Source organism: Micromonospora sp. NPDC049257, from assembly GCF_040678915.1.
In the GTDB taxonomy this organism is placed as follows: domain Bacteria; phylum Actinomycetota; class Actinomycetes; order Mycobacteriales; family Micromonosporaceae; genus Micromonospora; species Micromonospora antibiotica.
In genome coordinates, this window is record NZ_JBFAQU010000006.1 from 255,525 (window position 1) to 267,663 (window position 12,139).

At 66.4% G+C, this 12,139-nt stretch carries 6 protein-coding genes, 2 pseudogenes and 1 CRISPR repeat array; of the genes and pseudogenes, 1 reads left to right on the forward strand and 7 read right to left on the reverse strand.

Translation table 11 applies throughout. From position 1 onward, the window contains the following. Window positions 1-16: 16 nt before the first annotated feature. From AB0K25_RS12960 to AB0K25_RS12990, 7 genes and pseudogenes are all read right to left on the reverse strand, one after another. Entirely contained in the window at window positions 17-592 is a 576-nt protein-coding gene (locus AB0K25_RS12960; RefSeq protein WP_363820181.1) for a hypothetical protein, read from the reverse strand. Then, window positions 589-3,633, reverse strand: a complete 3,045-nt coding sequence (locus tag AB0K25_RS12965) for a hypothetical protein (RefSeq protein WP_363820184.1) — start codon at window positions 3,631-3,633, stop codon at window positions 589-591. The genes AB0K25_RS12960 and AB0K25_RS12965 overlap by 4 nt, the downstream gene beginning before the upstream one ends. Before the next feature lie 108 nt (window positions 3,634-3,741). Then, window positions 3,742-3,840 (reverse strand): annotated as a pseudogene (locus tag AB0K25_RS12970) (IS5/IS1182 family transposase); the annotation flags it as partial. A 133-nt stretch (window positions 3,841-3,973) separates the two neighbouring features. Next, entirely contained in the window at window positions 3,974-4,219 is a 246-nt protein-coding gene (locus AB0K25_RS12975) for a hypothetical protein (protein ID WP_363820187.1), read from the reverse strand. 1,120 nt (window positions 4,220-5,339) lie between these two features. Next, window positions 5,340-5,513, reverse strand: a complete 174-nt coding sequence (locus AB0K25_RS12980) for a hypothetical protein (RefSeq protein ID WP_363820190.1) — start codon at window positions 5,511-5,513, stop codon at window positions 5,340-5,342. Window positions 5,514-6,053: 540 nt separating this feature from the next. Continuing rightward, window positions 6,054-6,212 carry a hypothetical protein gene (locus AB0K25_RS12985; RefSeq protein ID WP_363820193.1) on the reverse strand — a complete coding sequence of 53 codons (159 nt, stop codon included), beginning with the start codon at window positions 6,210-6,212 and terminating at the stop codon, window positions 6,054-6,056. Window positions 6,213-6,586: 374 nt separating this feature from the next. After that, on the reverse strand, window positions 6,587-8,029 hold the full coding sequence (locus AB0K25_RS12990) for a hypothetical protein (RefSeq protein WP_363820196.1): 1,443 nt from the start codon (window positions 8,027-8,029) through the stop codon (window positions 6,587-6,589). Window positions 8,030-9,001: 972 nt separating this feature from the next. Between AB0K25_RS12990 and AB0K25_RS12995 the strand changes: the two are divergent. After that, window positions 9,002-9,688: pseudogene (locus tag AB0K25_RS12995) on the forward strand (IS110 family transposase); the annotation flags it as partial. Window positions 9,689-10,263: 575 nt separating this feature from the next. Further along, a CRISPR array of direct repeats spans window positions 10,264-12,079; the repeat unit is 37 nt; unit sequence GCTGCGCCCGGCCACCGCGTCGGGCGAGGATCGCAAC. Window positions 12,080-12,139: the final 60 nt, after the last annotated feature.

Consider the following 12,139-nt stretch of genomic DNA (forward strand, 5'->3'; position numbering starts at 1 on the left):
TAGCGGGGTGACAGGGTCAGTCATCGTCGAACCAACCGTCGGCGGCCGCGATCTCGGCAAGCGGTGGCTGAGAGGATAGTGCCGAAGCCAGTGTTCGCGTAGCCCCCAAGACTACATCAACCGGCCACTGCTCGGGACTAGCCAAGACCCTGCGGGCGAACCCTGCGGTCACGGGGCCGACCCTGAGGCTGGGGTACAGCGTGCCTGGTGGGACGAAGGGTCGCGTGCCGGCGAACACGGTCTGCTTCGGCGGCCGGCTTTGGTGCTCGTCCATGAGTTCGAGCGCTAGTCGTGTTACGTCCTCGCGCAGCCTCAGCACTGCGGGTAGATCCTCCAGAACGATGCGGGCGAGCTCGGGACGTGTGGTGTCGAACGCCACCTCGTAGAGCAGCAGGGCGGCGATGGGGCTTGGCCGGACCCTGCGGCTGTGGAGCTGCGTGTGAAGGTCAAGTCGTCGTGGCGCGGTCTGCGAGCAGAATCGGTGCACGGTCGCGAGGACGCTTGCGGTGTGCTCTGGCGACATTGCTAAAAGCAGTTCGTCGGCGGTATTGATGCAGGCGGCGACCACCTGAGCCTTCGCGCGCAACGTCAAAGCACAGAGCCAAGTCCGGGCGGCGAGGGGTCGGTGGCTGGCGGACGCTGGCGAGTCCACCAGCCGACGTCGGCATTGTGATGACCTGCCTGTCTTAGCCAGGCGGCGACGCCGTTGACTGTCGCCCCTGCCCCTATCTGTGGTTTGCTCGGGAGGAAGCTGATGCTGTCCGGCGTGGCGACAATGGCCTCGCGCAGCAGCCAGCTGTCACCGAACGCGGCAGTGAGAACCTGAAATAGCTGGCGCCACGAGTCCTCGGCGCGCCAGTCCCCGTTCTGGTGAGCCGCGGCGAGGCTCGCAACGATGTCTGCACAGTTCATCGGCCCAGCGGTCGGGTGATGGCGCTGTTGTCGAGCCGTGGCGCATCCTGCGGCACTGGGGCGTAGACCGGCACGTCGGTGGTCGTAGAAGTGCTCGGGGTGGGCGTGGCGCACTAGCTCGGACAGTGGCCGCTTCGGCTTGTCGTTGCTGGAGCGTGCCGGATCGAACTGGTAGCGGTCGGCCAGGTCGTCGAGACACAGGCGAATCAGCGGACCCGAGCTGATGTCGCTGTTGGCGGCAATCAGCAGCGGGAGAACCGCCGCGCGCAGCCCGGAGTTCTGCTCTTGCTCGACACAGGCGATGAGATGCTCGGCATCTGCTGTGGTGAGCTGGCTTAGTGCGCCGAGGTGGGCCGCAGTTCTAAGCCATGCCATGGTGGGCTGCCGCACCTCCGGGCTCCACCACCACTGGCGAGCAGCATGGAGTGTGTCGTGGGTACGCAGCAGGACGGCCAGGGCTTCGCGGAGCGCTGGGACGCTCTCTTTGAGCAGACGTTCGCGGGTGTAAGTGACCACTTGCGAGGCAGGGCCTTGAGAGAGACGTACCGGTTCACCGGTGTCGTCAATGAGGCCGTCGGTGGCGAGGAGACATTGCGGGCCCTCAAGGGCGGCCTCGACCGCGCCCCGCACTGCGACGGCCGTCAGGCCTTGGTAGACCTGATCACGCAGCAGTTGCAGTAGGATTGCAGCGGTGAGCGGCAGTACGTCGAACGGTGTCTCGGCGCGTACCTCCCGGACTATCGTTGGCAGGCCCTTGAGCTCTGCCTCGCTCCACATGCCAACGAAGAACCGTAGGACGTTAGACCAGTAGGGCCGCTTGATTAGCTCGCTGAGGCGAGCATCTTTCGTCCCCCTTCCACGTGGTTGCGCTCGTTCTGCGAGGTAGCTGGCGGCAAAGTACTCCTGTAGCGGCTGCACCTCGAACTCGATGACGCCGGATGCTCGCTGCACCAGGCACACCACCCGAGAGGTCACCGAGGTGAACAGGGTCGTTAGGTCTGGGCTACTTTCGTCGTAAGCGGTCAGGAACTCGCCGATCAGCATTCTGAGATCGGCAAGGGGGATGCCGCCGCTGCTCGCACCGCGCTCGGCTGCGGATTGCAGGTGCCAGGCGAGGAACCGGTGCAGGGCCAAGACCAGCTTGCGGTGCGCGTCCACGATCGGTTCTTTGGGACTTTCCCGATCGAAGAACACCTTGACGTAATCGGCGTACAGTTCGGTGCGCTGTTCCGGAAGGATCCGGCGGCGCTGCAGCAGGTGCAGCAGGATCGCCATCTGCATCGGGCTGGACGCTAGCTCTGCCACATGCGGAAGGTGCAGGTTGGAGATGAACTGGCGCCATAGCGCATCGGTCGCGACGGTATCTAGCTCGCTCTGCTCAGCCCAGCGGCGCAGATAGGCAAGTTGCAGCCGCTTGGTGAGCCGCTGCATAAGTAGGTGTGGAAACCGTGGGCCTAGTTGCTCGAGGGCACCGCTAGCACCCGGCCGGGTGGTGACAGCAATGACGACGTCAAAGTCTGGTCCGGCGAGCCGTGTCGCGGTGCGCCCGATCTGATCGGCGACCCGCTCGCGTGTCTTGAGGTCAGCGACCTCGTCCAGCCCATCGAGAGCTAGTAGGACTGGATGCTCGGCTAACAGCTCGGCGAGGTCGTCGGTGGTGAACCGGCGGCCGCTATGTTCGCCGACATGCCAAGCGAGGTACTCCTCTAAGGCTTCGCTTGCGGAAGGATCCTTCTTCCGCCGCTTTGCCACTCTGGTCAGCCACGCGCCGTACTCGCGAAGCTCTACGCGAAACGGAATCCGGACCACGTGTGGCCGAATGCCCTTGGCGGACTTGAGGTACCTGCCGTCGTCGAGATGCAGGGACCGATAGACCTGGCAAACGAATTGCAACAGCGTCGTCTTGCCCTGTCCCGGACCACCGACGATCAAGGCGTTGCCGCGCCACGCAGCGTGTAGCAGCAGGAAGGAGGCCCCGGTCTGCCAGTGGCCAGGGCCGTGGCCGGCCTTGCGGCCAACCTCCTCGACATCGGCGGTACCCAGCTGTTCCATCAGCCGATACGGGGCGCTGCCGGCTTCCCGGCTTGCCACGGGCACGTCGACGAATAGCTTGTCGACCGTCGGGCCGATCAGGTCCACTTCGCCAAACCGAATCGGGTCATCGAAGGCGTACCGGTCGCGCAGGTAGGCGAGGAGGATCTGGTCCCGGCGGCGAGCGTCCGAGGAGCCGTCGAGCTTTGTCAGCGCCAGGATCTGGTCGGGTGGAAGAATCCGGATGAACGGGCGAAGAAGGTGGTTGGGAGCAGCGCTCACCTGAGCATCGATGGTCTCCCGCCACCAGGGTAGGATCTCGATCGACCACGCCCTTGATCGATCCGCCAGCGCTTGGCTCAGCCGGTCGACGGTCCCGGTGTCGAGGTTCCCTGTGCCCTCGACGTTGGTGATCAGGTAGTAGGTCCTCGCGCCCCTCTCCACGAGGGCGATGATCTTCTCTGTCTCGCCGTCGAGTGCATCGATTAGCCAAGTGACTGGATCTTTGACCTTGTGTGGGGCGATGGTGAACTTGACCTGGTAGACGCTAGTACCGTGCAGGGCATCTCGCCCGCCGTCAGCCTTACCGATGGGCATTGCCTGCATGGTCGACCCCAGCGAGTGAGCCAGCAGCGCCTGAATGAGTTGCTGGAACTCGCGGTCGCCGAGGTCCTCGTACCGGTAGCGCACCCCGGCATGCTCTCACGAGGCACCGACATCTGCGGGCCGCACATCCGCCAGGCTTGTGGTCCAGAGTGAGGGGGCGAGCAGCTCCATGCCGATGGTGTTGTCGCTGGGGTTGGCGGCGGTGACGGTGGCGGCGAGGAGTGGGCCGAGGGTGTCGGTGACAATGCCGCGTTTGCGGCCGAGGATCTTCTTTCCGGCGTCGGTGCCTTGTGTGGACAGTGGGACGACAGCAGTGGATCATCAACCGTCAGCCAACGCTCTCATAGCCGATGGACCACCAACCGGAGCTCACAGCTAGGCATGAGCCGATGCGATGGCGATCCGACGATCAACAGGTGACCACTCACCGCATGCCGCGCAGTACCTCGAGCATCCGCCGATGGACCAAACTCTCATTGCCCGACTCGAGCATCCGAAGCAGCACCACGCCCGTCGGGTAATCGGCTGCTACACAGTACCGGGACCCGGTCCACGCGACCCTCAGCCCGATAGCTGTGCGCAGGTTGACGTAGTCGTTGGTTTCGGTGTCGCTGTGGTCCTTGCGCACCGCAGCCCAGTAGCCGTTGATCAAGTCGTCGCTATCAGCCATGCCCGGACGTTAGGGGCGGTTGACGCCGACACGCCACAAGGTGTCACCCGCCCGACAGTCAGCTCCCAGCTGAGCTGGGGACTGGTGATGCTCATCACCTGGCACGACGAAGCCGCCCGTAGAAGCGCGGCGGCTTCGTCGTGCCGTCCTCAGGAAGCGTGATGCGCGTGGGTGTCGCCAAGCCTGCCGACAAACGCCTCGACCGGGTCACGCCACTGATCGCGGGACACCCCTGACGAGCCGGGCCATGCGTGCCGGCGCACACCGTCGCGGGCCGGGCCATCTGCTGCGTACGGCTGGGCCAATGCCGAGCTCGTCGAGGTGCGTATCGAACTCTGCATCGAGCGTCGGCTCGGAAACGGTGCAGGTGGCTTCCCCGGCACTCCCGGCCTTACCAGGGCCTCACTCCACCGAGCTTGGCCTGCTTGGACAGCTACTGGGAGAACTCCACATCCGCCGCTGACGGCTGCGGGAATCGGATCGCGGCGTAGCCGTTCCGCCGGGAGTGGGTCACGCCGCGCCGCTCCCGGATGTCGGCCGCTTCCCGCCGGGCGGTGGCGTGATGCCATACGTGGAGCAGCCCCCAACCCCGGCTGGAGAATGGCGGATGCCTCGGGGTCGGGATGAGATCGTGACTGAGTTGGACCTGTGCGGGGTACCCCTGGACGCCATGCCCATGGACGCCCGGACACGGCTGGAGCTGTCGGGACGTGGGTGTCCCGTGTCCGGGTCGCGGAGGCGCTGCGTGTCCGCCGCTCCCGTGTCCTGTCGTCCGTGGACAGCAAGGACACCGAGCCGGTTGGACACCCGGGCAGGTTGGACAAGGCGAGCCCGGACACTGCTCGAGTTGTCCGGGCCGCCTATTGATCGTGTCCGTGAGGTTGTCCACGAATGGCGGGTTCCTGATCACCACATGGACGCTCTGAACTAGGTCATGCCGCGCTGCCTCCCCTTGTCAGCGCCGTTCCCTGTCCGGGGCTAGGCCGCGTTGTCGAGGTGTCCGGACAGCCCGTGGACAGGTCCGGGGCCGGGTTGCTCGAGTGTCCAAGCTGTCCGGACACCTGGACATGTCCATGTTCAAGGGCCGTCGGCCTTGTCCGGACACCTGGACAGTGCCGAGCTACCCCCGGCTGCGCGGGGGCCGCTTGCGCAGAACAAGCACGATCCCGCCCACGGCGCTACCGGCGATCGTGGCGATCGCGGGGATAGCAATCATGGCCGTGCTGCCCAGCTCGGGGCCGCTGGCCAGCACGATCCACAGCAACGCGCCGATGGAGACTACCGTGATGATCATCAGGGCGCTGATCAGGGTATCTTCCGTGCCCTTCGTGCTGTTGGGCTGGAACTTGGTAGTAGCAGGGGCTACCGTGTTCGTGAGTTGCATAGTTTCTCCTGACAGTTCGTTGGCATGGACATGTGGCGAGACGCGACCCATCAAGGCGGCCCCGGGGATGGCAGTCCCCGGGAACCCGCCGCCTTGACCTGGCGGTACGGGCCGGCACCTCGAATCTATCCGGCAAGTGACCATGAGGTGGAGTCTCACCCTGTGCCCCAAGCCAGGGCATCTGCGCTCACCCTTCCTCAGTCCACGGGGTTGCCGGATGTGCTGCTAGGCGCGCTCTCACCGGTAGGCGAGGCTGTCGCGGAGGCAAGCTGTACGGTCCCACATCGCTCGGACGCCTCCACCGAAGATCCGACTACGGACATCATGCGGGCACTGTCTGATGAACTGTCCGTTGTGCATCGCCAATGTGAGCAAGTCGCGGTCCAAGTATGCAGCGAGGGTTCTCCACGCCAGACTTAAGACCACCTCAGCCACCGGTGAAAGCCCAGCTCAAGGCCGTATCAGCCGGAGAGTCGCCGCGCCCCGGCGCACAGGGGCGAGCTTGCCGAAGATGTTGCGGTCGTGGTTCATGTACTTGAGGAAGACCATCTTCTCAACCACCACGGCCGCGTTGCGCAGGGCAGCAAGAGCGCGAGATTCTGCGGTCATCGGAGACGCCAGCGCCCTGCAGGGTTGCCGCGCCCGGAGTTGTTGAAGTGGTTGTCGAGGCCCCGATGTCCTGCTCTGGGGCCGGTCGAACTCATGTCCATCCGGGGCCACTTGACGTAGTGCAGCGCCCCCGGAGCGCACAGAGGGCGGCACCGGATGTTCATGGCGTAAGCGTTACGGACGCACCGGGAAGCCCTGCACCATAATCGCGAACCGGCATGAGGAGCTGAACTGCTTGCGCGGCGACCGGGGACCAGCGCCGATTGGCTATGCTGTCAAGGTCCCTTAGCGAACGGGAGAGTCTCATCTGAGACGACCTTGCCTGCCCTGGGGGCGACGTCTTTGACCTGCCCACCTCGCTCGCCGGGCGAAGGTCAAACCTCGCGCGGCATGGCCAGCTCGGCTGTTCGCGCGTCCAGGGCCAGGTAGGTGTCCTCGGTCGCCGCTTCCAGTACATTCTGTTCTGGTTCTGGGGTGAGTCGCGCTGGACGGTCGATCAGCGACCACCAGTTGCGGCTCTGCGCCGATTCGAACGCTTCGCGCGTACGGTATCGTGCCTCGGACCTGCCCACCTCCTGGTAGAGCAGCTGCCTCCGTGCGGCATTGATCTGATCAGCGACATCGTCAGCCTGGTCCCGGCGTGGGCGCGGAATTTCCTGGTCCACCATCACCGCGATCTGCTCCTGTTGCAGCGCGAGTTCTTCGCACGCAGCGTACAAGCGCCGGGACATGCCGAGGACGAGGTCCGTGCCGGGTACGGCGCCGGTGAGCATGTCGAGCCGATGCTCGCCAGGTCGTTGTAGATAGCTCGGATCTTGGCGGGCTCGCCGACGCTCCACCTGTGTGGATTCGTCGTCCTCGAGGAGCGTGACCGTTGCGGCGCTGCCGCGCCGGCTGCGCCGATCCTCGACACCCGGTCCGATCGGAAGAACCCGAAGTGAATCCGTCGGCAACGCCCGCAGCGAGAAGTATGTCAACATGCGTGACTGCGCCAGCATGAGAATTCGGTCGGTCTCTGCGGCCTCGGCCTGCCCCGGCTGTAGGGACATCCCTGGGTCATGATTCTCGACATCGATTGTCATGAACAATCGATCGGTGAGGCTGGTGCCGCACAGGACTTTGACGTGTGGCCCCGTCATCAGGTCGGGTCGGCAGAGTTGCGCCGCGCCTTCGCGTAGACGAGGTAGACCGAGCCGGCGTCCTCCTTTAGCCTCGACGATCCAGGGGAGCCCGGTCGCGGGGTGATATCCGATGAGGTCTGGCAGGCCGAGCGACGGGGTCCACGCAGGTCCATGCCCAAGTGGGGCCCGAGCCTCCGCATGTAGCGTCGGCCCCAGGCCCATCAGTCCACGGCAGGCCCACTCTGCCATCGTCATCCCGATGCGATATCCGAACGCGGACTGGGCTGTGTCCTCCGTACCGCTTGTGTAGATAACGTTCGGCTCGACGATGTGCCGGGCAAGCGTACCTGCGGACAGAATCTCGCTGCGACACAGATAAGCGACCAGCGGCGATCTGCGAGCCACGATCTCGGACCAAGCAAGTGCCGGTACGGCGGTGAGCCATGCTGTCGGATCCCTGCCCACCGACAGCGCCGCGTCGAGAACATCCCGCCAGGTTGTGGTGACGAGATAGTCGCCGCTGGCCGGGATTTGCGACCCATCGCCTGGCCAAGGACGCCATACGCTGGCAACCCGCGAGGGCATAGGTCGACGTGCCGGTTTGAGATCCGGGCCTGACCAGCGTGTGAAGACCGGGACGTCGAAGGAGTCCTTGGCGGCGATGGGGCTTCCCGAAGCTCCCGGGGGCGGCAACATCCCTGCATGATCGCAGGAGTTGACCGTCGTGTGTGAAGTCTCGTTTCTCGGGCGATCTCGTGGCGGTCGCCGCTGGCCGTCTCGTCGATGTCGACGAGGTCCGCCGCGGTGGACTGGTTCCGACCGATGGGTCCAGCGTGTTGGGCGTCAACGTGATCGATCATCTTCGCCCGGGGTGGGCTACACCTGTAGAGCATTGGTCTCACGCAACCCCGGCACCCAGGGGCTGCGGTGACCGGATATGCTGTCCGGCAAGTGTCCACCCCTCGGGGTGGCCGTCTGGCCGTCTGACGATGCTTCACGGCGAACTCCGGATCCGACTACCGGATGAGCCGCCTATAAATTTGCCAGACGGGAACACGAGTCGCGTACATTGCGGTACCTACATAGAGCGCGTGTGTTAGAGCAGTAAAGGGCTTCTGCTAGTCGGAGCAGGACCTCAGTAATTGGCCCATAGGCGGCCGAGCTGAGTCCTGCGCGTCTCCAGCTCGGTCAAGAACCGTAGGAGACCGTTGTGGAGAGCCAAACTGTGCAGTCAAACCCGTTCCCCTGGGCCACCCTCATCGTGGTCGGCGCACCGGTGGCCGGTGCAGTTATCGTAGCCACCATCGCTCTTCGAGGCTCTGACTCGGGAGACCGAGCGGACATCATCAGGGCGGCGGTCGGGTTCGCTACGTTGACGTAGCCAGCTGGCTCACGACGGTGCCGGGCGGCCCCCCGTTTACCCCCCGGTTACCTATTTTTGGTCGTCCCCAGCCGGGGACCCTCGGTCGCCCGGCCCGGTATGACTTCCTGCCCCTGTCGTTCTCATGATCCGGGGGGTGCTGTCGCCGGGTCGGGTGGCGTCGGCGGACCGCTGATAGGGATACGGCCATCCCGTGTTCGGGGTAGGTCTCTTCGTAACGTGGCTGCCGGCAGTCCGACGCCCTGACTGCGGCCGAGGCCACGAAGCGATGCGTGGAGGCGGGTGTGGTGCACGACGGATACGGCGTCTACCTCGGCTTGGACGTCGGCAAAGAAGGTCACCACGCGGTCGGGTTGGGCCCGGACGGCAAGCGGCTGCACGACGCGCCGTTGCCGAACACCGAGGCCCGGCTGCGGCAGCTGTTCGACAAGCTGGCCCGCCATGGCACGGTCTTGGTGGTGGTCGACCAGCCCGCCTCGATCGGTGCCCTGCCGGTCGCGGTGGCTCGCGCATGTGGTCATCAAGTGGCCTACCTGCCCGGACTGGCGATGCGCCGCATCGCCGACCTGCACCCCGGTTCGGCGAAGACCGACGCCCGCGACACCTACGTCATCGCTGACGCGGCCCGCACCCTGCCGCACACCCTGCGCCGGGTCGACGTCGGCGACGAGGCTCTGGCCGAGTTGGAAGTCCTCGTCGGCTTCGACGACGATCTCGCTGGCGAAGCCACCCGCGTGTCCAACCGCATCCGGGGCCTGCTCACCCAGATCCACCCCGCCCTGGAACGCGTCCTCGGCCCGAAAGTCCACCACAAGGCGGTCCTGGAGTTGCTGTCGCGCTGCGGCGGCCCGGCCGGGTTACGCAAGGCAGGCCGCCGAAAACTGACCTCGATCGCCGCCGTCCACGCGCCCCGCATGGGTGAACGCCTGGTCGAGCAAATCATGACAGCCTTGGACGAGCAGACCGTCACCGTTCGATAGCTACGTCGTCGTCGATGCACTGTGGCGGTGGGGTTTCGGTATTGATCTCCCCGCCGATACGAACCCCTGCCGGTCGCGGACGGGTCGCGATGAGGGTGGACGCTGGTCGTCGATGTGTCGATGGTGCCCGACCCTGAGCAGGGGCCGATGGATCGTGGCAACGCGCTATCGGCCACCCCGCTTTTACCCCCCGAAAACCCACATAGCCGGGTGACAAGCAGTGACAGGGAGCGATCATTGCGCGGGCATGTCTGGGCAGCTCAGTGCCAATTTTCGACAGACGGCGACAGTGTTGGGGTCGCTACTTTCGATAACCGCCATGCCGCCCCTCGAAACCCGAGATGCCCTCCGGCTGTAAGCGGTGGGATGATTCTCTGTGGTTGAACATCGGGCTGACCTTTGAGGTTCGTCCCATCAACCCGTGCGAAGCGTTAATGATCTAGGAACCTCCAGTAGACGCCGGAACCCCGGAATGTTCCGAGGGGTCTGATCTGGATCAGATGAACAAAACGGACCACGGTCAAGTCGATGAAGCATCGTTGGATTGCTATATTCGCTGTTCGTGAGCTGCTGCGCCCGGCCACCGCGTCGGGCGAGGATCGCAACGTGGATCGCATCGAGCCGATCACTATTCCCGACGGCGAGCTGCGCCCGGCCACCGCGTCGGGCGAGGATCGCAACTCCGCCAGCTTGTCCAGCAGCGCCGGCGGGCACACCTCGCTGCGCCCGGCCACCGCGTCGGGCGAGGATCGCAACCGGCATATCGGTCAGGCACCCGATCATGACAGTTATCGCTGCGCCCGGCCACCGCGTCGGGCGAGGATCGCAACGATCTTGAGGGAGCGCCTTCGCTCAACCCCTAACTCCAGCTGCGCCCGGCCACCGCGTCGGGCGAGGATCGCAACGAGTACGACGGGATGTCCCGGCCGGTCCCGGTCGACGGGCTGCGCCCGGCCACCGCGTCGGGCGAGGATCGCAACACCGTCGAGATCCCCGCGTACGGCTTCCTCCGGGGGCTGCGCCCGGCCACCGCGTCGGGCGAGGATCGCAACAACGGCGGTGATCTGCGGGGTAACGAGGGCGCGCAGGCTGCGCCCGGCCACCGCGTCGGGCGAGGATCGCAACCGCGTCGAGCGCCGCGCGGATACCGGCGGTGACCCGGCTGCGCCCGGCCACCGCGTCGGGCGAGGATCGCAACACCGCCTGGCTGATCGAGTCCTAGGAGCTGCCCATGACGCTGCGCCCGGCCACCGCGTCGGGCGAGGATCGCAACATCGGGAAGGTCAACCGGCGCGTGGCCGGGTAGAAGCTGCGCCCGGCCACCGCGTCGGGCGAGGATCGCAACATGTTCCTGCTGTCCCAATCGGACCTCGCCCACGACGGCTGCGCCCGGCCACCGCGTCGGGCGAGGATCGCAACCCCGACAAGGAGATCGAGGTCGACGACGCCGAGTACGCGCTGCGCCCGGCCACCGCGTCGGGCGAGGATCGCAACGGGCTGTCACCCCTCGCGGTGGGCATCGTCGGCGACAGCTGCGCCCGGCCACCGCGTCGGGCGAGGATCGCAACGCGGCGGCCTGTGACGCCTGGTCGGCCAGCTCGTCGAGCTGCGCCCGGCCACCGCGTCGGGCGAGGATCGCAACGCCAAGGAGGCTGCGGCGCACACGGTGGTGCACTCGGGCTGCGCCCGGCCACCGCGTCGGGCGAGGATCGCAACATCGGCGTGCAGCACGCCCAGCTGACGCAGTGCGTGGCTGCGCCCGGCCACCGCGTCGGGCGAGGATCGCAACCACGTGACCCGGTTGCGGGGGGCGTTGGTCTCGACGGGCTGCGCCCGGCCACTGCGTCGGGCGAGGATCGCAACGGCCGCCACCCGGTGGCTCCGGCGACCAGGGCCAGGGCGCTGCGCCCGGCCACCGCGTCGGGCGAGGATCGCAACTGGCGGCCGGTCGGGTCGACCGACAGCGCGTTGTCCAGGGCTGCGCCCGGCCACCGCGTCGGGCGAGGATCGCAACCGATGAAGTCGGTGGGTCCGTGGGCGGGCTTCGGCAGGCTGCGCCCGGCCACTGCGTCGGGCGAGGATCGCAACCCCGCCGCCCGGGGCTCCCGCCCGTAGAGAGGAGGGGCTGCGCCCGGCCACCGCGTCGGGCGAGGATCGCAACGGCGTGCGTGAGGACCAGGGCGACGCCGGCCGGCCACAAGCTGCGCCCGGCCACCGCGTCGGGCGAGGATCGCAACGTCACCGGCACGCCGAGGAAGTCGGCGATCTGCTCCAGCTGCGCCCGGCCACCGCGTCGGGCGAGGATCGCAACTTCGGTGCGCCGGCGGACCTGATCGACGCGGCGGTGTGCTGCGCCCGGCCACCGCGTCGGGCGAGGATCGCAACTTCGGTGCGCCGGCGGACCTGATCGACGCGGCGGTGTGCTGCGCCCGGCCACCGCGTCGG